This window comes from Bradyrhizobium sp. USDA 4506 (assembly GCF_054058795.1).
On the sequence record NZ_JBSSBM010000002.1, the window covers coordinates 322,100 to 347,821 of the forward strand.

The 25,722-nt window shown below is 58.7% G+C and carries 20 protein-coding genes, 2 pseudogenes and 1 riboswitch; of the genes and pseudogenes, 11 read left to right on the top strand and 11 right to left on the bottom strand.

The window, feature by feature from the left end; genetic code table 11:
- The first annotated feature begins 154 nt into the window (after positions 1-154).
- From ACVIHF_RS03950 to ACVIHF_RS03980, 7 genes are read left to right on the top strand one after another with little or no spacing between them, the layout of a single operon-like run.
- Positions 155-1,816 carry a class I tRNA ligase family protein gene (locus ACVIHF_RS03950; RefSeq protein WP_456791705.1) on the top strand — a complete coding sequence of 554 codons (1,662 nt, stop codon included), beginning with the start codon at positions 155-157 and terminating at the stop codon, positions 1,814-1,816.
- The gene (locus tag ACVIHF_RS03955; RefSeq protein ID WP_456791706.1) at positions 1,813-3,030 is read left to right on the top strand and encodes an MFS transporter; all 1,218 of its coding nucleotides are present in this window, start codon (positions 1,813-1,815) and stop codon (positions 3,028-3,030) included. The genes ACVIHF_RS03950 and ACVIHF_RS03955 overlap by 4 nt, the downstream gene beginning before the upstream one ends.
- Positions 3,031-3,048: 18 nt before the next feature.
- Positions 3,049-4,359 (top strand): lysine N(6)-hydroxylase/L-ornithine N(5)-oxygenase family protein, encoded by a 1,311-nt coding sequence (locus ACVIHF_RS03960; RefSeq protein WP_310885106.1) that lies wholly within the window; start codon positions 3,049-3,051, stop codon positions 4,357-4,359.
- A gap of 56 nt (positions 4,360-4,415) precedes the next feature.
- Complete coding sequence (locus tag ACVIHF_RS03965) at positions 4,416-4,757, top strand: cupin domain-containing protein (protein WP_310885105.1); 342 nt, start codon at positions 4,416-4,418, stop codon at positions 4,755-4,757.
- A complete protein-coding gene (locus ACVIHF_RS03970) occupies positions 4,754-5,824 on the top strand; it encodes an NAD(P)/FAD-dependent oxidoreductase (protein WP_456791707.1) in 1,071 nt (356 codons plus the stop codon). The genes ACVIHF_RS03965 and ACVIHF_RS03970 overlap by 4 nt, the downstream gene beginning before the upstream one ends.
- A gap of 29 nt (positions 5,825-5,853) precedes the next feature.
- Positions 5,854-7,002 (top strand): alanine racemase, encoded by a 1,149-nt coding sequence (alr, locus tag ACVIHF_RS03975; protein ID WP_310885103.1) that lies wholly within the window; start codon positions 5,854-5,856, stop codon positions 7,000-7,002.
- A gap of 20 nt (positions 7,003-7,022) precedes the next feature.
- On the top strand, positions 7,023-7,733 hold the full coding sequence (locus ACVIHF_RS03980) for a hypothetical protein (protein WP_456791708.1): 711 nt from the start codon (positions 7,023-7,025) through the stop codon (positions 7,731-7,733).
- Positions 7,734-7,947: 214 nt separating this feature from the next.
- Here ACVIHF_RS03980 and ACVIHF_RS03985 read toward each other — a convergent pair whose 3' ends face one another.
- The 3 genes and pseudogenes from ACVIHF_RS03985 to ACVIHF_RS03995 form a co-directional block, all read right to left on the bottom strand.
- On the bottom strand, positions 7,948-8,151 hold the full coding sequence (locus ACVIHF_RS03985) for a hypothetical protein (protein ID WP_310883057.1): 204 nt from the start codon (positions 8,149-8,151) through the stop codon (positions 7,948-7,950).
- A gap of 46 nt (positions 8,152-8,197) precedes the next feature.
- Positions 8,198-10,528, bottom strand: a complete 2,331-nt coding sequence (gene metE / locus ACVIHF_RS03990; RefSeq protein ID WP_456791709.1) for a 5-methyltetrahydropteroyltriglutamate--homocysteine S-methyltransferase — start codon at positions 10,526-10,528, stop codon at positions 8,198-8,200.
- 104 nt (positions 10,529-10,632) lie between these two features.
- A riboswitch (cobalamin riboswitch) is annotated at positions 10,633-10,857 on the bottom strand.
- A gap of 33 nt (positions 10,858-10,890) precedes the next feature.
- A pseudogene (locus ACVIHF_RS03995) lies at positions 10,891-11,581 on the bottom strand (isocitrate lyase/phosphoenolpyruvate mutase family protein); the annotation flags it as partial.
- 128 nt (positions 11,582-11,709) lie between these two features.
- Here ACVIHF_RS03995 and ACVIHF_RS04000 point away from each other — a divergent pair.
- The 3 genes and pseudogenes from ACVIHF_RS04000 to ACVIHF_RS04010 all read left to right on the top strand — a co-directional run bounded on the left by ACVIHF_RS04000 (position 11,710) and on the right by ACVIHF_RS04010 (position 12,526).
- The gene (locus tag ACVIHF_RS04000) at positions 11,710-11,853 is read left to right on the top strand and encodes a hypothetical protein (RefSeq protein ID WP_456781528.1); all 144 of its coding nucleotides are present in this window, start codon (positions 11,710-11,712) and stop codon (positions 11,851-11,853) included.
- A gap of 36 nt (positions 11,854-11,889) precedes the next feature.
- Positions 11,890-12,054 (top strand): annotated as a pseudogene (locus ACVIHF_RS04005) (ribonucleotide-diphosphate reductase subunit beta); the annotation flags it as partial.
- A 259-nt stretch (positions 12,055-12,313) separates the two neighbouring features.
- The gene (locus ACVIHF_RS04010; protein ID WP_456781527.1) at positions 12,314-12,526 is read left to right on the top strand and encodes a hypothetical protein; all 213 of its coding nucleotides are present in this window, start codon (positions 12,314-12,316) and stop codon (positions 12,524-12,526) included.
- A gap of 577 nt (positions 12,527-13,103) precedes the next feature.
- On the opposite strand, the gene groL is transcribed toward ACVIHF_RS04010, so the two are convergent.
- Entirely contained in the window at positions 13,104-14,744 is a 1,641-nt protein-coding gene (gene groL / locus ACVIHF_RS04015) for a chaperonin GroEL (protein WP_456791710.1), read from the bottom strand.
- Positions 14,745-14,827: 83 nt separating this feature from the next.
- Complete coding sequence (gene groES, locus ACVIHF_RS04020) at positions 14,828-15,142, bottom strand: co-chaperone GroES (RefSeq protein ID WP_016845959.1); 315 nt, start codon at positions 15,140-15,142, stop codon at positions 14,828-14,830.
- Between the two features lie 984 nt (positions 15,143-16,126).
- Between groES and ACVIHF_RS04025 the strand changes: the two genes are divergently transcribed.
- Positions 16,127-16,774 carry an FkbM family methyltransferase gene (locus ACVIHF_RS04025; RefSeq protein WP_456794068.1) on the top strand — a complete coding sequence of 216 codons (648 nt, stop codon included), beginning with the start codon at positions 16,127-16,129 and terminating at the stop codon, positions 16,772-16,774.
- Positions 16,775-16,795: 21 nt separating this feature from the next.
- On the opposite strand, the gene ACVIHF_RS04030 is transcribed toward ACVIHF_RS04025, so the two are convergent.
- From ACVIHF_RS04030 to ACVIHF_RS04055, 6 genes are all read right to left on the bottom strand, one after another.
- Positions 16,796-17,062, bottom strand: a complete 267-nt coding sequence (locus tag ACVIHF_RS04030) for a hypothetical protein (RefSeq protein WP_456791711.1) — start codon at positions 17,060-17,062, stop codon at positions 16,796-16,798.
- A gap of 721 nt (positions 17,063-17,783) precedes the next feature.
- The gene (locus ACVIHF_RS04035; RefSeq protein ID WP_310883051.1) at positions 17,784-19,145 is read right to left on the bottom strand and encodes a condensation domain-containing protein; all 1,362 of its coding nucleotides are present in this window, start codon (positions 19,143-19,145) and stop codon (positions 17,784-17,786) included.
- A 17-nt stretch (positions 19,146-19,162) separates the two neighbouring features.
- Positions 19,163-20,410, bottom strand: coding sequence for an MFS transporter (locus ACVIHF_RS04040; protein ID WP_456791712.1), 1,248 nt, complete (start codon positions 20,408-20,410; stop codon positions 19,163-19,165).
- A complete protein-coding gene (locus ACVIHF_RS04045; RefSeq protein WP_456791713.1) occupies positions 20,407-21,345 on the bottom strand; it encodes a sulfotransferase family protein in 939 nt (312 codons plus the stop codon). The genes ACVIHF_RS04040 and ACVIHF_RS04045 overlap by 4 nt, the downstream gene beginning before the upstream one ends.
- A 29-nt stretch (positions 21,346-21,374) precedes the next feature.
- Complete coding sequence (locus tag ACVIHF_RS04050; RefSeq protein WP_456791714.1) at positions 21,375-22,685, bottom strand: aminotransferase class III-fold pyridoxal phosphate-dependent enzyme; 1,311 nt, start codon at positions 22,683-22,685, stop codon at positions 21,375-21,377.
- A 21-nt stretch (positions 22,686-22,706) separates the two neighbouring features.
- Positions 22,707-24,221 carry an FAD-dependent oxidoreductase gene (locus tag ACVIHF_RS04055; protein ID WP_456791715.1) on the bottom strand — a complete coding sequence of 505 codons (1,515 nt, stop codon included), beginning with the start codon at positions 24,219-24,221 and terminating at the stop codon, positions 22,707-22,709.
- Positions 24,222-25,722 lie beyond the last annotated feature (1,501 nt).

Here is a 25,722-nt window from a genome sequence, read left to right on the forward strand (position 1 = left end):
GTTGCACGTCTGGCGTATGGAGCCCAGTTCGAAATACGCAGCCGGACTGCATCCATACCCGTAAGTCGCGTACGCCTTCGTGTTTCTGGGTGCGATGCTTGGCCACCTGATTGAATGTTTCCAGATATGCCCCCATAGAAGTCATTGTGCAGCTATGAAAAGAAGTCCAACGATCTCACGGATAAATTTAGCGAATACGCATCCCGCTAATGTGTATATATCTCCTGTCAACTTGACAGCCAATGGCAGAGCACATTTGGGGCATGCCGCTGGGCCATATCTCAGAATGGACGTTGTGCAGAAGCACCTGAAGAGGGCAGGGCATCATGTCCGTTCTGGGCTGACGACCGACGGTTTCGAGAATCACGTCCTGGTCCGAGCTGCTATTGAGAACATTGACCCGTCCGACCTGGCACATGGCTTCCACATCAGAATCGTTGAGGATCTCGCCTCGTTAGGTATCGTTTTCGATCATTTCGATGATCCGGCGTACGGCAGGAATCTGCAGCGCTTTTCGAATGTCGGTAACGCGCTCATGGGCGCCTTATCTGCGGCGGGCTCGCTACATTTCTCCGCAGCGCGCTTACCAGTGGACGACGCGGGTTCTGCCGCCACGCCACGGGAAGAGCGTTTCTGCATTGGAGGCTGGCTTGGTGCAACCTGTCCGGTTTGCCTGGCATCTGCGGGCAGCTTCTTCTGCGAACAGTGCGGACATCATTTCGAGCCCGAGGAAGCGCTGAATACGGTATCCAGGCGCGGCCGGATTGTCGAATGGTCCGAAAACATTTCCGCCTTCCTTTCAATTTCGGGAAAGGACCGACTTTTACGGGCGTGGGACGACATCGCCGTCGAATTCAGCTTTCTCGAGATAGGGAAACGGTACGTCGCACGCAAAGGACAGCAAATGCGGTTGACCGTACCGGGACTGCACGGGTTGGCTTGGAACTCATGGCATTTCAACAGCCAGCAGATATTATTTAGCTACTCCTCGTTGCTCTACGCTCATTCTCTCTATTGTGGGCATAAGGACACGGAGGGCACCGGCAAGCCCAATCCGTTTGCGCGCGAGTCCGATGCGTTCCTTATTGGCGCTACTGGTCTCGATAACACAATTCCGATGCTTGTCGGAGTTACTGGATGCGCATTGGGCCAGAACTCGTTCCGCCCGTTTGATCGAATATTCTTTAATCACTTCCTTCGGCTGAACGGTTCGAAGTTCTCTACCAGTCGCGGTCACGTGATCTGGGCAGGTGAAATCGCTCGAATTCCAAATATATCCGTCGACGTCCTTAGAGTGTACCTGTCGGAAATCTGCCCGGAAGAAGCCGAAACCGATTTGGTGTCAGAGCAATTGGTCGATCGTTACAACGCAATTCTCGACAAAATGTCTGCGGCCATCGACCGCTGCACGGAGTCCATAAACGCGACATCGGCCCTCGCTGGATGTCAGGTGGATGGTGCGATGATGGTTACGTTGGATCACCTCTACGAAAAACAGTGCGCCGCGCTTTCGCTTGACTATCTGCGGGTATCGCAAGCGTCGCGGCCGCTTATCGAGTGGGTTGATCATCTTGATGGCACGCCGGACCATCAGGCCGCTTACACTTGGCTTATGGGGTTCAGCATATTGGCTTGGCCGCTGATGCCCAAGATAACAGGAGCCCTATGGCACTGGCTCGGTCACAGCGGGCATCCCGTTGCCGCACGCGCTTCGACGCCTTCATCCCAACGAAGTGGAGCGGCACCGAAGATCGATGGGCGCAGGTTGTCGGTTGGTGACATTGAGCGATGCCTTCCGGGAAAGATTGCAGCATGACACCCGCCGCGAACGTCGTTCCTGCCGAGAAGCTGCCCAGTGCAGTGCCGTTAGACGTCTCCATCCCTTTCATGCTTGGTAGTGTCAGCTTGGCCGCATCCTATGGCTCGAGCTTCTTTCTCGTGGACGCTCTGCAGTCCATACAACAAAGCGCCACGACCGCCGGAGCCGTTATCTCGACCGGTACGATCACGACAATACTGTGTTCGCTTGTTGCTGGTCGCATCGCGGATTTACTGGGCGTGATGCGAACCATCACTCTCGCCGCGGGGATGATGGCGATAGCGATGACATGCTTCGCATCAGCATCGACTTTGACGCTCTTCCCTTACATCGGTGGGCTTTTTCTCGGCATTGGATGGTCAGCCTTCTACATCCTGGCGCCGCTTCAAGTCTTGTGTCACGTGCGGGCTGAGGCCCGTATCAAATATCTTACCTTACTTTCCGGATCTCAAATGCTGGGCATCGGGCTTACTGTCCCCCTAGCACGCGCCATTGCGGAAATTGCTGGATCCTACATTGCAGTTTACGCGCTTTTTGCGGCTGCGTGTCTCGTTGGTGCGATGCTTTTGGAGTTCGCCGGTCGAGCACTAGCGCAAGCTCCACAGATCGAAATGCCGACCGTACGACTCACCCTCGAAGGCGTGCTAGGAACCTTTAAATCGAATACGCGCTATCCGATCATCATGATCGGCGTCGGGGCTTGCGTTTTTGCAGGTCTTTCCACATTCCAAACGCTTTACGCGATCACGCGAGCGCAATCTCCCGATACGTTCTTTATAGTCTTCACTCTGACAGCCGTCTTGTTGCGATTTGCAGTTGCGCCGATAATTGGAAAGTTTCGGCTTGAACGCCTGGCCGCGTTTCTTATCGTGTGCACTATCGCGGGGCTGTCCATGCTTTTTATGAACGTAAGTAGTACGGCAATCTACATCATCGGAACAACGATGTTCGCGCTGGGATATGGTCTTAGCTATTCGACATTAAACAGTATGGTCGTTGATATCGCAGGCATGGATGGGACATCGTTGGCCATTGCTTCTCAAGTCTTCACACTCTCCTATTTCATAGGCCTATTTGGATTTCCATACATCGCTGGGCAGATCGTGAAGGCCGGAAGCTTCGATCATCTGCTGATAAGCATGATGGTGCTTATCGTCGCTAATGCAATTCTACTTGCAACTCAAGTGTTCTCGGCCAGCCGAGATCGTTGACTGCCAAGGGATCGTGGGATGCTGAAGCACAGCGACGGTTGTAACGTAATCGCGATCGGTGCAGGACCGGCTAATCTGAGTTTGGCAGCGCTCGCCGCTCCGATTCCGGACATTTCGTTGAGCATCCTCGAAAGCTCAGAAGAGGTGAAGTGGCATCCCGGCCTGCTTTTGGCAGGTGCCGTCATGCAAACCAGCCCGATGAAGGACTTGGTTACACCGGCGGATCCGACGAGCGCGTACAGTTTCCTCGCCTACTTGCATGATAAAAAGCGCCTTTATCAAGCTATCGTGCGGGGACTGGCGTCTGTTAGCCGTAGTGAATTTGAAGACTATTTGCGCTGGGCAGCAGCGAAGCTGGCAAACATTCAATTCGGCGAACACGTGACTGCGGTAGAACTGCGCGGCGAGTCCTTTAGTATCATAACGAGTTGCGGCAATCATCAAACCGGTACGATTGTGCTTGGCGTGGGAAGGGTACCGTCTCTCCCTGAGTGGGGCAGGAATGCGCCGCCAAACGAGGTATTTCACGGGAGCTCCCTTCTCGTGCGGCGACGCGAGCTTTCAGGCAAGCGTGTCGTGATCGTAGGTGGCGGCCAAAGCGGGGCTGAAATATTTCTTCATCTTCTCAGCGGTGCATGCGGTCCGTTGGGAGCCCTGACCTGGGTGACGCGCCGCGCAAACATATTCGCGCTTGAGGACAGTCCTTTCGTCAACGAATGGTTCTTTCCGCAACATGGTTATTGGTTCTTTGACCAGAGTGAAGCGGCCCGGAAGCAAATCCTTGAGCGACAATCGTTGGCCAGCGATGGCGTCAACGGCTCGACGCTGCGCGCTATCTACAACGCGTTGTACGATCGCGAGGTTCATAGACGGGCCTATCCGGCGCACGTAGAAATACGCGTGGACACCACGGCTGAAGACTTGCGCGGCGTATCTCCCGTTCGCTTGGACCTGCGTCAGCGGAAGACAGGCACTTGTTCGCAACATGTCGCAGACATTGCCGTCTTGGCCACAGGCTACCGCACCGAAATCCCTTCGTTTCTGGCGCCGATCGCAGACCGGCTCGCGGTCTTGAATGCCCCGGAGGGCTCTCAAGAGATCGTGGTCGACAAGGACTTCTCGGCTCGTTTTGACGGTCCCGCAAAGTGTCGTTTGTACGTCCAGAATGGCGCACGCTTTCAACATGGCATCGCTGACACAAATCTGAGCCTGGTTCCTTGGCGCGCTTCGCTGATCCTCAATTCGATCCTCGGCCGCTTAGCCTACGATTGCGGGCCTGCAACAGGCGTCATCAAGTGGAATAGCGTTGGTTTCGAGGGATCCTGCTGATCGGCGAACCAGTCTGCCGCATGCCACGGCCACCCGATAGTCATTCGGAGTATACCATGAAGAATGCACAGTTGATGGCCCTAGGCGACATGACGGTCTATAGCCCTGGCGTAGTCTTGCAGCAGGTCGAACAAAACGCTGATTCCGAGACCGCTTGTCCCGTCGAACTCATTGAATTCCGACTGGATCCGTTCGCAGTGTCGACGCCTCATTCCCATCCGTCCTGCGAAATATGGCGCATCACGAGCGGCCACGGTCGGGTGATAACTGACGATGGAGAGTTGGCTATCAAGGCGGGCGATCTCGTGTTTCTGCAGCCAGATCGCACCCATCATTTGGAAAATCGCGGCAGCGAAGTTCTGAGCGCTTTGTCTATCGCCTGGGGACGAGACCGATGACCGACAACATTTATGACCTAGCGGTCATTGGCGCCGGCGTCATGGGCCTGAGTGCCGCCGTCATTGCAGCGAACAATAGTCCCGGTGAACGAATCGTCATTTTCGATCGGGAGACCGTTGGGGCGGGTGCCAGTGGGTTTGCCCCCGGAATCCAGATCAACATCGGTCGTAATGAAGAGGAAAGAAGCCTCGTCAACGCTGGTTCGAAGATTTGGCGAGATATCTATCCCCATGGCCAATGGCCCAAAGGTCGAAACTGCGATGTGTTTTGGTTGACGCGTAATCCAGAAGAACTCTCGCGAACGAGCTGTGTGGTCGGAACCACCCCATCAGCTTCTTTCGCGCTCACGGAGAGGCTTTCCTCGCTGCCGCAATTGTCGATTCCCGCCGATATGGCCGTGGCGCTGGATCGGGGGTCTTACTGTCCAGTCGATTCCATCGTTCAGGATCTGGCCCAAAGGCTCAAGGCTGTCGGGATTGCGATATGCGAGGGTACATCCATTGAACGGATACGGCAGGGACCAAGCCATATACTTCTTCAGACCTCTGTTGATGGCGAACTCTCGGCAAGACGGGTCGTTCTGGCAATCGGTCCATGGCTGCCAGAGTCACCGTTGCGCGCGCATCTCGCGGCGGAGCCGCGATTGCGAGTTAAAAAGGTCGTCGCGCTTCACTTGGCGGCGCGCCCCACCGCGAACTGTCCAATGATCGGCTTGTTCGACGATTACGCGTTCCTCGTTCCCATGATCGAGGAGGGATATTGGTTGTTCAGTTTCACCTCGCAAGAGTGGAATGTGAGGCCTGACACCAGCCGGCTGAATGTCAATTCGGATGATCTCGCGCGCGCCACCGCGATCCTGGCAAAATGGTTTTCGCCGGAGATACCCGCGGTGGCGTCAGCGCGTGTGTTTTGCGACTGCTATTCTGATGATGGTGTCCCATTCTCTCGTCCAGCTCAAGACGTCGCCGGTCTGTATGTCATTGGTGGCGGTGCAGGTAACGGGTTTCGCTTTGGGCCTGCGTGCGCGGAAGAGGCAATAAGATCCCTGTATTCTCACCATCGATAGGTCTTCGGCGGGCCCTGATAAGAAGACATATGCCGGATACGATCGGTATCGAAGCAAATCCCTATCATAAGCTTGCTGACGTCGGTTGCGAGACGTCGAGATCGACCATGATTGTTGATCTCAGCGCCATTGAAGCCAACTATCGGAAGTGCCAGGCGCTTGCGCCTCACAGCGCGTGCGGCGCCGTTGTCAAGGCTGATGCCTACGGCCTTGGCGCGGCACGTGTAGCGCCCTTCCTAGCTTACCTCGGCTGCGCGCATTTTTTCGTCACCGATGTGGCGGAAGGTATTGCCCTGCGCGATGTTCTGCCATCATCGGCAAAGATCTATATGCTACACGGCGCTATGCCAGGCACGGAGCTGGCGGCCGAGCAGCACAATTTGTTGCCAATCCTCAATAGCAGGGAACAATTGGAGGCTTGGCTTCGGCATTGCCGACTTCGGAATCGCGCGCTGCCGGCAGGGATTCATGTCGACACAGGCCTGTCTCGGTTGGGATTTCCCATTGATGAGTTGCACACAATCGCCGAGAATAAAGGCGGGCTATCGGAATTGCCTGTAGTGTTGTTCATGAGTCAGCTCGCCTGTGCGGAGTGGCGAAACGAGATCTCTCTGCAACAACTAAATCGGTTCCGCAGACTGTCCCATTTGTTCCCGAATGCGAGTCTTTCTCTATCGAATTCGGCGGGACTATTTGCCGGATGTGAATTTCATTTTGACCTCATAAGATCGGGTGGGGGGATCTTCGGCTTCTCAACGGCCGATGATCCCGATTTCAAGCCAGCACAAGTCGTCCGTTTGCGAACGCAAATCATTCAATGCCGCAAACTCGAGCATGGGGAAGCCATCGGATACCTCAGGTCATACACAGTCAAGAAGCGGATGCGGGTTGCGACGGCCGCTATTGGTTATGCAGATGGATTTCCGCGTACTCTGGGCAATCGAGGTCATGTCTTCATATGTGGTAGTCGTGCGCCTATCGTTGGCTTCGTTTCGATGGATCTTATTACCATTGACGTAACTAATCTGCCCGAGAGTTGGACTCTGCCCGGTACCGTGGTGGACCTCATCTGCCCCGAGCAAACCGTGGGGGATCTGGCATCAGCCGCGAAAATGCTGAGCGACGAATTGACCACAGGGATCGGACAGCGATGCCGCAGGCTTTACGTCTCTTCCTAACGAGATACTATGAGGCGCCGATGAACTCCTCCACGCTCCGATCCCAGCAAGTCAATCGAGCGATCTATCTAGGCGATGAAGGCGTGCGTCTCATGCGTCCGAGCTGCTTCACCGCAGAGGTACGTCAATTCCATCACCGTGAGAGACTATTCTACCTCGATCTCCTAGGTACGACCCGATACGAGTTGATCATAGAAGTAGGTTGTAGTGGCTACCGTCTTATTGGCATCAAGGACGATGACAATGATTATCTTGGCATCGAAATAAACCCACCTCGTGTGCGCCGGTTAAAGAGTAGGAGAGCGGCGGTTATGCGCTGCGAGGCCGGAAAATTCTTCAAAAGAACGCGACTGATCGATGAAATCATGCGCCGGTATGATGAGAAAGTGCTTTGCATACTGCCGTTCAATTTCCTTGGTACGATGGATGCGCCAATGGAATTTCTGACGCTGGTCTGTAAAGCGCCCTTTGATCTAGCTTTGTCGCTCTTTTCGACGAGCGAGACGGCAACGCTGGCTCGCCACGAATATTATGATCTTTGTGGCATTACCGTTCAGGGGGTGGTGCGCACGGATGACTATGTTCGATTAGAGTGCTCCAACGGTTTCCAGGCGTTCGCTTTCGATCCGGTCTTTTTGGTGAACTGCATATCGGCGTATGGCTTCCGCTTGAATGACAAAGAATACTATGATGTCTGTAACCTCCTCCATTTCAAAAAAAGAAAATCCTGAAATGAGTGGTCAGCATAATGCCAACCGTGCCCCGGAAACAGATGTTAGATCCTCGACGCCAGCCGGATCACTAGAAAGCAAGCAGCAGGGAAGGCCACCGCCATCGCTTCACCTCATGCGACAACGCCAAGGGATACAAGTGATCCAGGTGTGAGGCGACTTTCCGCAAAACGGCGGGTATCGGACTTGCGTCCGGCCGGGTCGGTTACTGACTTCACGAGGCTGACACCCCCGATGTTCCGAGATGGATAGCGAGAATGTCCTCTGGAGTCTCTCGGACCTCGATCGTCTGAGCGCCGCTGCCGACGAACTCCAGGATCGTCTTGTCGCCGTCCCGCCACATCCCGCCCACCAGCGAGAAGTTGACATAATACGGCTTGCCGCTGTCGAAGCGGGTACATCTGATCCAGAAGCGCATCGGCATTCTCCGGTTGGGCGGGCGTCGGCGATCCGCGTTTCCGCGCCTATAACGCCTTGCGCAACTCGCGTGCGGCAGCGACCATGTTGACGAGCGCGGGACGCACTTCTTCCCATCTGCGTGTCTTCAGGCCGCAATCGGGATTGATCCAGAGCTGCGAGTCCGACAAACGTTTTCGGGCCAGCGTGATGAGGTCCCTCATCTCGGTGGTTTCGGGGACGCGTGGAGAGTGGATGTCGTAGACTCCAGGACCGATATCGTTAGGATATTTGAAGCTGGTGAACGCATCGAGCAGTTCCATCTTGGACCGCGACGTCTCGATCGAGATGACGTCGGCGTCCATCGCCGCAATCGCGTCGATGATGGCGTTGAACTCCGAGTAGCACATGTGGGTGTGGATCTGCGTGGCATCGGCAACGCCCGTCGAGCAGATGCGGAAGCTTTCCACGGCCCATTCGAGATAGGTCTTCCACTCGGAATGACGCAGCGGCAGGCCTTCGCGCAAGGCGGCTTCATCGATCTGGATCATGGTCGCTCCGGCCTTTTCGAGGTCGGTAACCTCGTCGCGGATCGCGAGTGCGATCTGGCGGCAGGCTTCGCTGCGCGGCAGGTCGTCGCGAACGAACGACCAGTTCAGGATCGTCACCGGTCCGGTGAGCATCGCCTTCATCGGCTTCTTGGTCAGCGATTGCGAGTAACGCCACCACTCGACCGTCATCGGTTTCGGCCGGGAGACGTCACCGAACAGGATCGGCGGACGAACATAGCGCGAGCCGTAGGACTGCACCCAGCCATACTGGGTGAAGACGAAGCCGGAGAGCTGTTCGCCGAAATACTGCACCATGTCGTTGCGCTCGAACTCGCCATGAACCAGCACGTCGAGCCCGATCTCCTCCTGCCAACGTACGGTGCGGGCAGTCTCCTCCTTGAGGAACTGCTCGTATTGGGCGTTGGTCAGTGTGCCCTTGGCGTGGGCCGCGCGAGCATTGCGGACGTCGGCGGTTTGCGGGAACGAGCCGATAGTCGTCGTTGGGAAGGCAGGCAGGGCAAAGCGTTTGCGCTGGACTTCGGCGCGGCTGGCAAAGGCGCTGGTGCGACGGCGCATCGCGTCGTCGATCGCCGCCATCCCCTTGGCAACGGCCGCGTCGTGGATCTTGGGCGAGGTCTGGCGTGCCTTGGCGGCCTTGTCCGAGGCGGCTAGGGCGTCCGCGACGCTGGCGTCGCCGGCCAGTGCCTTCGCCAGCGAAGAGAGTTCGGCGATCTTCTGCACGGAGAAGGCAAGCCAGCTCTTCACATCCGGGTCGAGACCGGTCTCAAGCTCTAAGTCGATCGGCGTGTGCAGTAGCGAGCAGGACGGAGCGATCTGGACGCGGTTAGCGCCGAGCTTGGCGATGACCGGCTTGTAGCGCTCGACCAGCGCCGACAAATTGGAGCGCCAGACGTTGCGGCCGTCAATGACGCCGAGCGAAATCACGAGATCCTGGCGGGCACCGGATTCGATCTGGCTCAGTTGCTGCGGTGCGCGGATCAAGTCGACGTGCAGACCTGCCACCGGCAGGGCCAACGCGGTCGCGATAGTGTCGCCGATCGCACCGAAGTAAGTGGCGAGCATGATCTTGATGCCCGGTACGTCTTTGGCGAAACGCGCATAGGCGCGCTGGAGCGCATTCCCGTCGGTCTCGTTGAGATCGAGCACGAGGCAGGGTTCGTCGATCTGGACCCATTCTGCGCCGCGCCTGGCGAGCTCCTGGAGAACCTCGACATAGACCGGCAGCAGGCCGTCGAGCAGCGAGACCGGATCGACCGAGGCATCATGGCTCTTGCCGAGCTTCAGGAGGGTGACAGGGCCGACGAGCACCGGACGGGTCTGATATCCGAGCGCTTTCGCCTCGTCATACTCTTCGATCACCTTGCGGGACGAGAGCTTGAATGTCTGTCTCTTGTGAAATTCCGGGACCATGTAGTGGTAATTGGTGTCGAACCACTTGGTCATTTCCTGCGCTGTCGCGCCATGGCCATGGTGGGCGTGACTGCAGCTCGCGTCGTGCGCGTCGCCTTGCGAACCACGCGCCATCGCGAAATAGGTCTTGAGCGAGACTGCTCCGCCCTTCCAGCCATAGGCCTCGGGGATGGCACCGACCATCACGCTGGTGTCGAGCACGTGGTCGTAAAGCGAAAAATCGTTCGACGGTATAATGGTCGCGCCGAGTGATTTCTGGCGTGCCCAGTTGGCGACACGGAGCCCGGCTGCAGCTTCGAGAAGTTGCTGCTCGCTGATCTTGCCGGCCCAGAAGCCTTCGAGCGCGAGTTTGAGTTCGCGGCGCGGCCCGATGCGGGGCGTGCCGAGTGTTGCAACTGGAACTGAAAGAGAAGTCATAGCTTTAACCCCAGGTGGTGGGGGCAAAAGGCCATGGCGGACGCTGGCAGGGCAGCCGCGGATGCGGCAGCTGCTTGGCGTACCACCGGGACACCCCGCCCGTGGACGATTATGTTGTCGGGGCAGGTCTCCTGGCTCGCGGGTCGTCGCCTGCATCCGGCCTTCCCGAAGCTTTCGCTTCAGTGACACTGATGGACGCGGGCTCACCGCTTACAGTTGCGGGGGCAGCGCCGGCATTGCCTCAATCCTGAACGGATGGAAAACGCACCGGCTTCCCTCTTAGCTCCGGATCAAGCGGGACCCGGAGAACCTCGACGTCTCCGATTATCTGCAACGGCGGGCTCTCGTCAACCTATCGTCGATCACTTGCGTTGCGGCATGCCGGACGGAACGATTGTTTGAACGATCGAAGAATCGAGAGCTTCATAGTCGTGTAATCCAATTGCCGCATAGAGTTCCGCGCGCGTCTGCATCCGCTCTACGATCTTGGGCGTGCCACCATCACGTAAAATTGCAGCATACAATTCTGCCTGCGCCTTGTTCGCCACTCGCAATGAGGACACAGGCCAGATCACCATGGCATATCCTATCGCCTCGAACTCGGCGGCGGTGAAGAATGGGGTCTTTCCAAACTCCGTCATGTTCGCGAGAAGCGGCGCGCCGGGCATGCGCGCCGCAAAAGCACGGAACATCTCGGCCGTGTTGAGTGCCTCCGGAAAGATCGCATCGGCCCCGGCCTCCCTATAGGGCTTTTGCCCGGGCTACGGCGCCAGCGAGGCCCTCGCTGGCGGCGGCGTCGGTCCTGGCGATGACCATGAGATCGCGACGCGCTTTTGATGCCGGCGCGACCTTGGCCGCCATGTCATGCGCATCGGCGACTTCTTGTCGTTCAGATGGCCGCATTTCTTGGGCAGGATCTGGTCTTCCAGATGAAGCGCGCCGGCACCGGCATCCTCAAAGACGCGGGTGGCGCGCATCACATTCAGCGCCGCCTCACCGTAGCCGGTGTAGGCATCGACGAGCAGCGGCAGGTCCTGCGGCACGGACGATCTGCGTTTCCTTCCATCCCACGGAGACACTGACCTCCGTCAGCGGTCAGAAAGCGCTTCAAGCGCTTCGGCTCATTAAATCGAATGTTTCGTCGTCAATTCCGATGCCGTGTAAATCAGAGGGGCAATGGCGTGACGATCGAATGTCCGGGCGCAGCCGAGAGCGCCATTTTGCGGGTGTGCGGTATCGTCGACCACAAGCTGCAGTGGTTACAGGATGAGCTTCTCACCGCGATGTCCGGCGATTTCACGGTCGTGAACGAGTTCCTTGGGTGAGACCTGAAGGCGAGAGGGCTGTGGGACGAGGTGATAGTCTCTAATCGCCGCTATGCCCAGATCGGGCTCGCGCCTGTCTTCGCCGACGTTGAGAACGCGTTACCGTGGATGTCGGAGGCGATGGATCTGAAGAAGGAGAAGAACTCCTTCGAGACCGGCGACATCGAATACCAGAACGGTGGCGCGCTCAGCTGGGATTGAGCATCGGGTCACGATGACGACCAGTGCCTTTTCTAGTTGAAATCGCGCTTACGCGCTCAAACGGGCGGGGCGGGATTATAGTTTCGGACCCGCGCATCACTATGAAGATAAGTGGGAACTGGCGCACCCGATACGATTCGAACGTGTGACCTTTACCTTCGGAGGACAAAGCGCCCTGTGCGGCTTTCTTGAGACTGTGTCGTCGAAGTCACCAAAGGGTCTGAGCTTCGGCCTATGTTCACACGGAGCGAGGACTTCCATGTACGATGTCTACCTGAACGAACGGAACGACCTTCTCGTCGTTCCTCGCGGCAATTCCATTCCGATCGATCTCAATAGGAACTGGCGGAAGAAACGTATCGTACGCTCGGTAAGCGAGCAAATCCGCGAAGATGTCCGGGTCTATGGCTACCATCGGCGAAAGCTGCCGCTAAGTCGCTCGATGAAAACCTTTGCTGAAAAGCAGGCTTGATCTACAAACAACGAGTGATGGCAAATTGCAAACGGTCGTAAATTCGCGGCGTTTCATTTCCGGACCGATTGACGCACCGAGGGCTCCGAATCTCCTTCAGAGCGGGCGGCATGGCAAGCGATTGCCTGCCACACGCGGGACGTGACTTTAATCCGAGCGGTTTCTGCGCCTCAGTGGTCCACACGGTATGTCCGTGTCTGAAACCACGTCGCGACGGGTACCAGTTTAGGAACAGCGGGTGTGGAGTCGGGGTCCAGCAGCCGCGTCAAAATCCAGCCGAAGTAATTCTGCAAATCGGATCCGATTTCATCAAGTCATCTGCGGTCCAAAACGTTAGCGATCGCACCTGCCCTACGGCTCTACGGCGCCGATCAACGAGAGGCTTTGCGGGCTAGTTGGCTTCGTTCCGCTCGCAAAACAAAGCGATGCGATGAATAGCGTGTTCGTCCGGAGCGATGGTTAGGCCAAGATCCAGCTCGGTTTCTCAAAAAGGGAACCGTGAGCAAGCTGGGCGGCTCAGTCGAAAACCCTGGCATTGCTGCCAGGGTTCTGCCTGTCGATCCTTTGAGAGGCTGGATCAGAAGTCCATGCCGCCCATGCCGCCGCCCGGAGGCATTGCGGGACCGGGCGCGATCTTTTTCGGCAGCTCGGCAACCATCGCTTCCGTCGTGATCAGCAGCGCGGCAACTGAGGCGGCGTTCTGGACAGCGATGCGCACGACCTTGGTCGGGTCGATGATCCCCTTGGAGACAAGGTTGCTGTACTCGCCAGTCTGCGCGTCGAAGCCGTAAGGGTACTGATCCTTTTCTAGGACCTTACCGACCACGACCGAGCCATCTTCACCGGCGTTGATCGCGATCTGCCGAGCTGGCCAGGACAGCGCCTTGCGCACGATCTCGACGCCGGTCTTCTGGTCGTCGTTCTTGGTGCGCAGGACCTTGAGCTGCTCGGAGGCACGGAGGAGGGCGACGCCGCCACCCGGGAGAATGCCTTCCTCGACAGCCGCGCGGGTCGCATGCATCGCGTCATCAACGCGATCCTTGCGCTCCTTCACCTCGACCTCGGTCGCGCCGCCGACGCGGATCACCGCGACGCCGCCTGCGAGCTTGGCGAGACGCTCCTGCAGCTTCTCACGGTCGTAGTCCGAGGTGGTCTCCTCGATCTGCGCCTTGATCTGGGCAACGCGGGCGTCGATGTCGGCCTTCTTGCCGGCGCCGTTGACGATCGTGGTGTTCTCCTTGTCGATCATCACCTTCTTGGCGCGACCGAGCATCTGCAGCGTGACGTTCTCGAGCTTGATGCCGAGGTCTTCCGAGATGGCCTGGCCGCCGGTCAGGATCGCGATGTCCTGCAGCATGGCCTTGCGGCGATCGCCGAAGCCCGGAGCCTTGACGGCCGCGACCTTCAGGCCGCCACGCAGGCGGTTGACGACGAGGGTGGCGAGGGCTTCGCCTTCGACGTCCTCGGCGACGATCACCAGCGGCTTGCCGGTCTGCACCACGGCCTCCAGCAGCGGCAGCAGCTCGTTCAGCGAGGAGAGCTTCTTCTCGTTGATGAGGATGTAGGCGTCGTCCATCTCAACGCGCATCTTGTCGGCGTTGGTGACGAAGTAGGGCGAGATGTAGCCGCGGTCGAACTGCATGCCCTCGACGACGTCGAGTTCGGTCTCGAGCGACTTGGCTTCCTCGACCGTGATCACGCCCTCATTGCCGACCTTCTTCATGGCGTCGGCGAGGAACTTGCCGATTTCGGCATCGCCGTTGGCCGAAATGGTACCGACCTGGGCGATCTCCTCGTTCGAGGTGACCTTCTTCGAGTTCTTCTGGAGGTCGGCAACGACGGCTTCGACTGCGAGGTCGATACCGCGCTTCAGATCCATCGGGTTCATGCCGGCGGCGACCGACTTGGCGCCTTCGCGCACGATGGCAGCCGCAAGCACGGTCGCGGTAGTGGTGCCGTCGCCGGCGGCGTCCGCCGCCTTGGCAGCGACCTCACGCACCATCTGGGCGCCCATGTTCTCGAACTTCTCCTCGAGCTCCACCTCCTTGGCGACGGCGACGCCGTCCTTGGTGATGCGGGGAGCGCCGAACGACTTCTCGAGCACGACATTGCGGCCCTTCGGACCGAGGGTGACCTGCACGGCATTGGCGAGGATATCGACACCGCGCAACATGCGGTCTCGCGCTTCTACGCCGAACTTGACTTCCTTGGCTGACATAATCGAATTTCCTCAGTTTAGTTCCTCATCCTTCGGCGCGCCCGGCAAGGCGCTCGTCAGGGGCGAGTGGTGGGAGCCCTGGACTAGGCGGCTTTCTTCTTGGAAAACACATCGGTGAGAACGCCCATGATGTCGCTCTCCTTCATGATCAACAGCTCCTGACCATCGACCTTGACCTCGGTGCCCGACCACTTGCCGAACAGCACGCGATCGCCGACCTCGACGTCGATCGGAATCAGCTTGCCGGTCTCGTCACGGCCCCCTGGGCCAACCGCGACGACTTCGCCCTGCGAGGGCTTTTCCTTGGCTGTATCGGGAATGATGATGCCGCCAGCTGTCTTCTCTTCAGCGTCGATGCGCTTGACCACGACGCGGTCGTGAAGCGGACGGAAATTCATGCAGGCCTCCTGAGCATTTGAACGAGTTGACGATGGGCACATTGTGAACAGCCCCATTATTGCAAGAGCCAGGCCAAAGATAAGTGGAGCGATCCGCGCCTGTAGTTTTGCTGAATCCGGCGCTTGGCCTGCGCGCGCGTTCGTCCGGAAGCAAACGCCATCATGTACACAGCTCGCCAAGCTGTTGCGAACCTGACATTTCGTCTTGTCAGAACATCCGAGTTTACCGTCACGCGCATTGGCTAAAAGGCGGATCACAGGAACAGAGGGAGACCTACGGATGGGATGGCAACCGAGTGCCGACGGTCTCTTCGTCTGCAGCTTCCTCACGGTGCTTCGTTGTCGCCGCTGCGACCAAAGCCGCTCGTACAAATTTGGCTGAGGGAGCAATTATAAAGCCCCCGCCAAAAGAGAAGGCCTAATCAGGATCGTTATCCTTAGGCCCGCCTGAATGTCACCGCCAATCTGGCAACAGCTCTCAAAATTCACTCACTAACGAGATGGCCCATCTATAGCTGAAGTGCTACTTGGCCCCAACTGAGCACCATCGATAGCCGCACTGAGGTGTTTCGCTATCCGGGACTGTGTGGTTAATTGCGCTGGAGAGGCTCGAGATTCCTCCAGCGTGAGCAGTGGACCGGGGCATCCGAGCCAGCCCACCCTTTATCGACCGCGCAAACAATGCATCGGAAGCAACGATTTAGCTTCACCATCCGCTTTCCCCGTACGTGTTCCGCTTTGCAAAAGAGTTGCCTTTTGAGACCGCTCCCGCGACAGACCTGATGTGGTAGGCAACCGCTGCAGCTCGTATTTGCCGCGGGCTCGTTTGCTGTCGACGTCATTCCTATAGCGCTGATAGATCAATCGGGACTGGACCGCATATGGATTATATACGTTGATATACGTTGTGCCGAAGCGTCTGGCGTGTGATTGCGGATTTGAGGACGAATTCAACCGATCTCCGCGCCAATGGAAAAACAACCCGTGTCGTCTGTAGAAGTACATCAGAACATCATCTCGCTTCTTCAGAAGCCGAATCCGGTCATCTTGGATATCGGCTGCAATGACGGAACCGATACGCAACATTTTCTTAACCTGTGCCCACAAGCTCAGCTTTACTGCTTCGAGCCGGACCCCCGGGCGATCGCGCGCTTCAAGAAAAAGTTGGGCTCATCTGTCGATAAGGTGAAGCTGCTTGAAATCGCGATCAGCGATCGAAACGGGGTGATCGACTTCCATCCAAGCAATGCAGATGGAGATGCAAAAGAGTGGGACCTCTCCGGTTCGATACGCCGGCCGAAAAACCATCTTACCGAGTATGATTGGGTTCGGTTCGATCGGCCATTCTCGGTTGAAACCCGACGGCTGGACGATTGGTGCAGTGACGCCAAGCTGAATACGATCGATTTCATCTGGATGGATGTCCAAGGCGCGGAGGCCGACGTCATCGCGGGCGGCATGCAGACCTTGAGTAACACGCGCTTCGTCTACACGGAATATAGCGACAGGGAACTATACGAAGGACAACTGTCGCTGCAAGCCATTCTTGATCTATTGCCGTCATTCGAAGTGGCGGCCCATTATCCCCGCGCAGTGGAAGGTGATGTATTGCTCAGGAATACGCGCTTCTAGCGCATCCAACATACCCGGCCCTCATTCACCCATGGAAGACTTGCCCGGGGTTTCCTGCAGCGTGACGGCCGATCGCCCGGCGAACGGATACAGCAGTCCGGACAGGCGTCCTTTCACGTCTCCAATCGCCATGCGGGCCTTAGCTGGTACACATACGTAGAATCCCTCGATAATTTTTGCGATTGTCTGACAATCATTTACTCGGCGAGCTGGCACGGCCAACGACTCCGAGGCCGGCAGTTCGAGCTTTCTCAGATGCCTGAACCAGCCCTGATAGCCGCCGCTCAAAGCGTTTAATCGTCTGAACTGCTGCTGTATGTTCTGGCCCTCTGGGAAGCCGGTCCACTGCTTCGAACAAATGCCAAAGCAGCTGCATCAGTTCTCGTAGATCCTTAAGATGTGCCACTTCGATTACGCGCTTCGCGTCGCTGTTGTTGTGTCGATGAGAAAGCATGCTGAAGCATTCGTGTTCAGCCCAAGTCAATCGCCAGTGAGGCGGGGCATAGCTGGCTTCGGCGTCCCTTATCGGCTGCACCTTTGTATTCTCCGATACGTCGCTGGTACAAAGCATCGTCGATGAGCCTCAGCGCCATCACGTGCGAATATAGCTGCATCAGTTCATGATCCCGAAGAATCATTCGGCCTGCCGTGCGGAGGCAAAATCTAACCATTGAACGAAGACCTGCAACGACTGTGCCATCGCTAGTTCGATGCGAATGCTAGCTCGCAGTTGATCGTAATGTTTTGAGTTGTTGTAAACTCGACATGCTGGTAGGCACTTTCTGTTACTGTCCCGAACTAGAATTGTGCCGGCTTGCCACCCGCGAGAAAGCTGCTCGAACCAAAAGATGGAGCGGATAATGGCATGCCTCCCCGCAGGGTGGCGCTCTCGGCATATCCGGTTCGATCGGGTTTCCTAGAGTGTGGCTCGCTTCTGATCACTCAAAGCACGGTTGATCGGCGAGCGTTCTTGGTCAAAAACGCTAAAGCTAACTCTCGACCACCCTTGTCAGTCAATTGAGAGCCGCGGCAGTGAATGAGCGCCGCTGATCAGATGGGCCTGGGCGACGACTTCAGCAAGATAATCGTCCATCGCGCTTCGCGCGGTAGCTGTACCAGGGTGGCGGAAGTTCACACAAATTCCGTCCTGCCAGCGACTGACCCATAGGTATGTCTCGCTAGCATCGGAGCTACGGCTAATCAGAAATCTCGTCCGCCAGTCGGGCCAGCAGTCCGACCCGGGCGCCGTCCGATTGTCCATATAGGATACCATGAAGCGGTCGCGCAATGTGGTGCCGAGCAGCTCCATGGCCTTTGAAAAGGGCACTTGAGCTGTTTTCTTGGCGCGTTTGAGTTCGAGCCGGGCGGCGTGCAGAATTTCCGGCAACGTATCGGCGACCCGGAAGCTCACCGGACTCATCCCGACATACCAGCCAACCGAACGCATCGATCGCAGATCGTACCTGGTGTGAAAGGGCGCAACGGCGTGGAATTGTCGTTGGTTCGCCAGTTTCTTTCCTGCGAGCGCCAGACAGGCGAAAATTCCCGTCACCGCGTTTCCGCCCTGGGACCTGCAGCCGTGATCGAATTGGGATGCCCCAGCCGCATCGAGCAGCCACATTTGTCCGCTGCGCTGCAAGGATCCTTTCGGCGCATCGAACGGTAGCGGAAAGTCCGGCAATTGACCGCCGTTCGCCGCGATCAGCTCGCGCCAGTGGCCGATAGCGGGATGGTCATCGGTCAGGTCGGTCAGTCGCTCTCGTTCGGCCTCGGCGTGATCCAGATAGCTGTGCACCGCTGCCAGTTGGGGTTCCACTCGATGGATTGCGGCTGTGTACAGCTCGCGGATCTCATATGGTACAAGGGCCATCGAGTAGGCATCGCTGACAGAGTGGTCGGAGGCGAGCAGGAGGCTCGTGGATGTCGGCCGGCTGATCGTCACGAAGACATACGCCGGCCATCGCAGCGGGTTGGTCTCCACGTCAAACAGCGTTTCCAGGAGCTGAGCAATTTCGCCGCCATCGGTGCAGTCACCTGCCACGGTTTTCTCAAGCGCTACCGCGCCTGGATCAATCGTGGCGCGATGAATTGCCGATCCATCCTTGGCCAAGCGGCTGCGTAATACCTCGTGCCGGTCGACCCAGCCGAGGATCGCTTTGGTCAGCGCAGCGGCGTTGAACTCGCCTGGCAACTCGAATGCGGCGCCGAGCCAGCCCCGTCGTCCATCGTCTGCAGAGCGAAGATGTTCCTCTTGAACGTAGGACGGGCGGCGCGGGTCAGCCCGCCAGTTGATGGGATCGGGGACGTTGACTCGCCACACCATGAGCCGGCCCGGCCGCCGATCAAGATCGACAAATTCTTTGATGTCCATGAGCGGGTCCGTCGCGGTCACAGACGCAAGCTGCGCGCCTGGCGCAGCGGCGACCGCCAAATCCACACTATCGAGGCCGTGCCAAGCACGCTGCTCGCGAGCAACGTGGTACGCAGGCTCGTTGCAGCAGCGGCCGCGCCGCCGACCAGCGCACCCAATGAGGCCAGTCCCCACACCACGCTGCGGATGCTCGCATTGACGCGGCCTTGTAAGTGCTGCGGGACCAACGCATATCGAATCGGAACCTGCTGCACGTTGTAGATCCCTTGGCCGATCCACAGCATGAACTGGGAGAGCGTCACGCATGCCACTGCGGCCCACCAGGGTTGGGTGAGCAGGGCCGTCAAGCTCATTCCGCCGGCGCTCACCGCCAAACCGATCATTAAAGTTGGGCCGAGGCCGATTGCCCGACCCGCCCGCGGTGAACTAGCCGCGCCGACCACACCGCCAAGCGCGCCGATGCCGAGCACCATGCCGACGACCCGGCTCTCAAATCCAAGATCCTTGGTCAGATGCAGCAGAAACGCCGCAGAATACGCGTTGTGCCAAAAGATGAATGTGCCGCTGGCCAACGTGACTGCCCTCAGAATCGGATTGCCGAACACGCTCGCCAGCCCCTCGGCCACTTGGCCGAGCACCGCGCTCGACTCGGCCCCTGAGCACCCAGCGTTACGCATGGGCACCAGAGACAGCAACGCGGCGGCGAGCAGAAACGAAACCGAATCCGCCAGTATTGCGGTCGGGGCTGAGAATTCGTTGATGAGCCAACCGGCTAGGAACGGACCTACCGCCATCGCGCCCGCTTGGCTGAGCTCCAATGAACTCTGCGCCCGAACCAGCTGTGATCGGTCTAGGACGGTGGGTATGCACGCCAGATAAGCCACGTCAGCGATCACTGCGGCGACCCCAACCAGCATGCTTGTCGTGTACAACTGAACCAGTCCAAGGTGTCCCAGGCTGGCGGACAAGGGAATTGTGGCCAGCGTTGCCGCCATCACCAGATTGGCGGTCAAAAGGATCCGTCGATGCGGGAGGCGGTCCACGATGACCCCGGCGAACAGACTGACCACCAGGTACGGCGCCCGACCGCAGGCCAGCAGCAGCCCCGTTTGCGCTGGACCCGCATCCAGCAACGTGATTGCGGTGAGCGGCAGCGCTAGCAAGGTTACATTGGAGCCCAGCAGCGAAATGGTCTGGCCGACGAGAAGCGCAAGATAGCTTCGCGGCAGTCCGCCAGGCGTGGCGGAACAGCGCGGGCGGCTCACGCGTCGCCAGGCAGGCTGGGAACCGACAGATACCCCAGTCGGCTCAGCTCACTTTCGGCGATCTGCTCGAACTCCTCGATCTCGGCTCGCGTCAGATCTCGGACGTATCGACCGATGCTGCCTCGGTGCAGCGGCTTTCCCGCAGCCTCGGCCGCCGGATGGCCGTGCGGTTGTTCGAACAATACGTGCTCGTATTCGGCGTGACGCAGCACGGCCTCGTCCCAAGGCAAGCCGAGGTGATCCAGGATTCGGGCCAGAGTGGGACGGGGACTGCTTACAAGATCCTCGTAACGCACCTCGAGATAACGGCCAGGCGGCGCGATTCGATGCGGCCGAGATACCACTTCAAGCCAACCGCGCGCGACGTCGGCAACAGTTCGGTACCCCCAATCAGGAACGGTTTTCAAATGGGAGGCCGCAACGTCGCGGCCGTCCCGCACGATATGCACGAAATGTGCGCGCGGCCACAGCCGGGCGAAGTCGTCGGTCCGGGTGATCTTGCGCTGCAGTTTCAAGCCCCAGCGCTGGGCCCCGCTACGTGCTCGGCGCAACTCGCCGATCTCGTTGATAAGGCGGCATCGGGCGGCGAACGAAACAATGTCCTCGCCCATCTCGACCATCACCTTGCTGACCAACCCACGTATATCATCGAAGTCGAGGCCGAACCGGCGGCACTGGACCACAAAATGCGCCCCGTCATACCAGAACGGATCGACCGTGGTTTTGGTCATGCCCGCGACCCGGGAATCGCCGGCCGCCAGCAGGTCGATCGCGCGCAGGATGTGCGGACCGAGATCGGGCGGTTCGAGGAAGTCGATCTCTGGCCCGGCTACCAGATCCAGATGCGAATCCAGCACGATGCTTAGCAATGTGGTGCCCGAGCGGTTCTCGCCGCCGAGCAGCACCGGAGACGTGGAAAATGTAGGCAGCGGCATGGCCGTGTTCTCTGTTGGAAAACGCGCGCTCATCCGCAGACGGGTGCGGTGAACCAGCGCCGAACGGCCCCCGGAGTGGCCACGAAATGATCCCTGGCGAACCGTACAGCGGCTGCGACTGGATCCGGGTCGCCACCGGTGCTCTCCATGCGGGACAGCGCCGCCGGCAGGGCCTCTCCAGCAGCTTCGATGGCCGCCTGCACATCGGCGTCGGATACCGCCGCCGATGGCATGAAGCGGCCGCCATACTGCATGAGAAAACCCCGCGCCCACATCTCCTGGAAGAAGGCGTGGCCAAGTTCGGCGTTGGCAAATACGACATCGAACATAGTCGGCCAGGCGAACGCCCATGCCGCGACCTGCTGTCTGGCGAAGACCTCGTTGAGCCCGTTGATCAGTTGCACGCCGACCTCGCGCATCCGAGCCAGCAAGGTCCCGTCGCGCAGCGCGCGCAGGGTGCTAAGTGCGGCCGCGAACGGCGTAACCTCTCGCTGGTAGGTGTTGCCCATGTATGTCTTCTCGGCGGCCGCGAGCACGTCCGCGCGACCCGCGACAGCGGACAGAGCCATTCCATTGGCCAGTCCCTTGCTTAGCGTGATCAAATCGGGCGTGAGGCCGACCGCCATGTGGTAGCCGCCAATGCCGTAGCGGAATCCGGTCATCACCTCGTCAAGGATGAGCAAGGCGCCGTGCCGATGCACCAACCTCTGTAGTTCCTGATGGTATTCGGGCGGGAAGAAGTTGACCTCGGGGGTGATGATCACCGCGGCGACACGCTGGACACTTGCCAGTTCGTCGAGCAAGTCCAGGTTGTAGCGGAAATCCACGCTGTCCCGGTCCCGATTGGGTAGCCCCATCTCCGGTCTGTCCTGCAACTGCCAATCGTGCCAGCCATGATATCCGCTGGTAAGCACGTGGTTCAGCCCTGTGAATGCGCGGGCAAGGCGGACGGCGGCGGTGGTTGCACACGACCCGGTGCGGAAGAACATCGAGCGCTCCGCGACGGGAAAGATCTCCGCCAACCGTTCGGCCAGTTCGACCCGCTGCACGGACAGCGGTCCGGGCAATATGCCGCCGGTACGGCGCATCTCGGTGGCTGCGTGCGCGACGACCGGCTCGTATCCGGCTCCGAGCGGCGCGGCACCACTACAGGAAGTGAAATCGACGTATTGCTTTCCATTGCTGTCCCATGCATGCGCGCCTGACGCGCGCGTCATCACGACCGGAAAACGCCTGTTGAGATCCCACTTCTGCGAGGCGGTGACGCGCAGGGCGCGTCGCAGTGCCGATCCATGCCCGTCGGTCGCGGTCACGGCGGCAGCAGGCGTGCTAATCGACAAAACCCGTCTCCGTTGCGCTCGTTACGTCAGCTGCGTGACTATTCTTCGAGCGATCCGCAGTGCGTTCGCCTGAATGGTGAAGGTCGGGTTGACGCCTCCGGCATAGGGGAAGAAGCCGCCATCCGCGACATAGAGATTGTCGATGTCATGCACGCGGCCCCAGCGGTCGACCACCGATTGTGTCGGATCGAGTCCCGCCCGACAGCCGCCATGCAGGTGGCCGCTGCCGAACTGATAGTTGGAATCTTGGTAATCGACTTGTTTTACCCCAGCCTCGGCCAGCAAGTTCGACGCATGCCGGGACAAGTAGCCTAGTCGGCGCTTGTCGAGGGGATGGGTCCGGTAATCGAGAATGATCTTGGGCAAACCCAGCCCGTCCCGGCTGGTGGCCAGCCGGACCGTATTGTTGCGCATGGGCTGATCGGCCGCCAAAAAATGCAGCCGTAGCCTTATCCCTCCGTCGGAATCCGTGCGTTCAGGCGGACTTGCTTCGTAGATCATTCCGCCGAGCCCCGAAGGCGCCTCGTCGTCCAGGTAGTGATCGGACACCGCGACAGTGGAGAAGGGGCGGCCGGGCTGGGACGCGATCGGCGGATTTATTGTGGTCCTACCGGACACGTAGCCGCTGATCTTAAACGAGATGCCACTGCCGACTATGCCAGATGCGTTGCCGATGCCGTTGGGCGCCGCCGGCTGCGCCGACCGTAGGAGCAGGGCGGCAGACTGCACTGCGTTGCCCGCGAGTACCACGCAGCGGGCGCGGACCCGAGCGCGTTGTCGGTTGAGAGTGTCCACCCATTCCACCGAGTCGGCTCGACTGACGCTGCCGAGATCGATGCGGACAGCCTTGCTGCCGGGTGCAATCGTCAGCGCGTCCGGGGGCAGGGCGATACCCGTGAACGGCGAGCGTGCGTCGGCCCTCGCGCCGCTCGGGCACAGATGTTCGTTGCATGGTCCCTCGCAGCGACAGGCTGGCCGGCCGCGATATGGGACCGAGTTGATTGCCAATGGAGTGGGGAACGGCAGCCGGCCCAGGCGTGCCCCGGCATCGGCAATCAACTGGCCCTGCACGCTGTACTGGTGCGGTGGCAGAACGGGAGGATCGCTCGGCGGCTCGATCGGGTCCGCTCCGGCCAGGCGGGCCACTCCCACGCGCCGTTCCAACTCTTCATAGAATGGGCGTAGTTCGGTGTAGTCGATCGGCCAGCTCGGGTCGAGCGCGTCCCCGGCCACATGCGCTCGTGCGTCAAAATCGATGGCGCGACAGCGGAAGGCTATTCCGGCATATAAAGTCATTCCGCCGCCGAGCGCGCAGACGGTCCACGGACGCCCGAACGGCGTCAACGTCCCTGCCGCAGACTGTACCAAGGCGCTATCCATGCCATTTTGGACGCTCGCCAGCGAAGCGCCGGGAGGAAGTGTTCGACCTTCCTCAAGAAGGAGTACTCGCAATCCGCGTTGCGCGATCTCGTGAGCGACCGTCCAGCCGCTGGCGCCACTCCCGATTACGCATACATCAACAATATCGGCCGTCATTTTCCTATCTTCTGGCAAGAAATATCGCCGATGCGCAATCGCGCCGTATTCATTAGAGAGGAGGTGCCATCAAACAAGTCTCATCGCGAGTTGAACGCGCGGCTGATCCATGCGATCGCCCCGGATTATCCGGTTTGGCTTCGCTCGTTTGCCAAGGATCATCGCCGTGAGATCGTACAATGTGACGCCGCGTGCGATTCAAGCCCTTCAAGGCCATCAACGGCATGAATATGAGCAAGCGGCTTTTCCGGAATGCAATTCTTGATAGATTTAAGAGGTCTCACAGCAAATTCACCCACCTGTGCTTCCGATGCGGATACCAAACATATACTTTCGTGATCGAGAAGGCGCTCGCAAGTTCCGCTTCGAGACGTCATGCGGGGAGTATTTTGAGACCGCACTCGCTAGAGTGCGTCGATCGGTCACTACTCTAGTTTATCATTGTACGAATTGTACGCGGTTTGATCGCGAGAGACTCAGCCAGTCTGATGGACCCACCAGAAATTCAATTCTTTCACAACCCTACGCAATCATCAGATGCTGGCTAGAGCGACTTAAGCTGCGCCCTTCATGGACGACAAAAAAAGGCCCGGCCTGATCGATGGCCGGGCGTGAGTCAGTCTGGGGGAGCGAGGCTGCTAAGCATCGCGCCAACTTCCGTCGACAGAGGGAGGACTGTCGGCGGTATTTGCGGCAAGGCTTTTACCGCAAATTCAAACAGCGAAAGGATCAATGTCAGACAAATCTGGTGTCGATTGTGCTCCTTTGCGTAATCTCATAGACGATGATTGGAACAGTGGCACTGTTCTCTGCTGTACACATACCGACCGCATCGGCGTCATCGTCTCATCATGGCAGCTCGGGTATCCTCGTTAGCTGCTCTGAGATGGTACAACGTGACGCCGCGTGCGATTCAAGCTCTTTGAGCTGACCCGCATACAATTTCAAGCTGACCGACTTTCATAAGCAGCTAAGTGGTCCGAGAGGGGGGGACGTACGTGTTGCATTCGCTTTTTTTGAAGTTCGTGCACCGCACCGCGATCCAGGCGTCGTTGCGCGCATGTTTTCCATGTGAGCTCATGCCTGTTGGCCTTTCCAGAAGCTGACGTGTTTTCTGATTGCCGGCCGAGAACCTTCAGCGCACCATTTGAGCGTCTTGTTAGCCAGCCGAATGACACGGTCGGCGTCGACGATCTCAAATGCGCGATGATCATTTTACCAACACCGGACAGATTGGTCCGGGCGCGACAGGTTTGGTGCCTGATCTGAGCATCCTTGCCGGGGAGTTGCGGGGCGCGGCTCATTCGGCGGGCACATCACAGCCAAACGCCTGAGCTGTGCGGGCAACACGGAAATCACTCTTCTGTGGCCGCGAGCTCCTCAGCGATTGAGGACGACGGATTTTCTGGAGCTTGCTGGGCGCTCCTCGAAATCCGATCGACGACACCCGTGCGCTGCGGCAAGATCGCGGCGGGGGCGCTGGCCGGGCGGGCGAGTTGCC

Coding starts and splice junctions, on each gene's coding strand:
- ACVIHF_RS03950 (WP_456791705.1), top strand. CDS start 155: ATGAAAAGAAGTCCAACGATCTCACGGATAAATTTAGCGAATACGCAT.
- ACVIHF_RS03955 (WP_456791706.1), top strand. CDS start 1,813: ATGACACCCGCCGCGAACGTCGTTCCTGCCGAGAAGCTGCCCAGTGCA.
- ACVIHF_RS03960 (WP_310885106.1), top strand. CDS start 3,049: ATGCTGAAGCACAGCGACGGTTGTAACGTAATCGCGATCGGTGCAGGA.
- ACVIHF_RS03965 (WP_310885105.1), top strand. CDS start 4,416: ATGAAGAATGCACAGTTGATGGCCCTAGGCGACATGACGGTCTATAGC.
- ACVIHF_RS03970 (WP_456791707.1), top strand. CDS start 4,754: ATGACCGACAACATTTATGACCTAGCGGTCATTGGCGCCGGCGTCATG.
- alr (WP_310885103.1), top strand. CDS start 5,854: ATGCCGGATACGATCGGTATCGAAGCAAATCCCTATCATAAGCTTGCT.
- ACVIHF_RS03980 (WP_456791708.1), top strand. CDS start 7,023: ATGAACTCCTCCACGCTCCGATCCCAGCAAGTCAATCGAGCGATCTAT.
- ACVIHF_RS03985 (WP_310883057.1), bottom strand. CDS start 8,151: ATGCGCTTCTGGATCAGATGTACCCGCTTCGACAGCGGCAAGCCGTAT.
- metE (WP_456791709.1), bottom strand. CDS start 10,528: ATGACTTCTCTTTCAGTTCCAGTTGCAACACTCGGCACGCCCCGCATC.
- ACVIHF_RS04010 (WP_456781527.1), top strand. CDS start 12,314: ATGTACGATGTCTACCTGAACGAACGGAACGACCTTCTCGTCGTTCCT.
- groL (WP_456791710.1), bottom strand. CDS start 14,744: ATGTCAGCCAAGGAAGTCAAGTTCGGCGTAGAAGCGCGAGACCGCATG.
- groES (WP_016845959.1), bottom strand. CDS start 15,142: ATGAATTTCCGTCCGCTTCACGACCGCGTCGTGGTCAAGCGCATCGAC.
- ACVIHF_RS04035 (WP_310883051.1), bottom strand. CDS start 19,145: ATGGACATCAAAGAATTTGTCGATCTTGATCGGCGGCCGGGCCGGCTC.
- ACVIHF_RS04045 (WP_456791713.1), bottom strand. CDS start 21,345: ATGCCGCTGCCTACATTTTCCACGTCTCCGGTGCTGCTCGGCGGCGAG.
- ACVIHF_RS04055 (WP_456791715.1), bottom strand. CDS start 24,221: ATGACGGCCGATATTGTTGATGTATGCGTAATCGGGAGTGGCGCCAGC.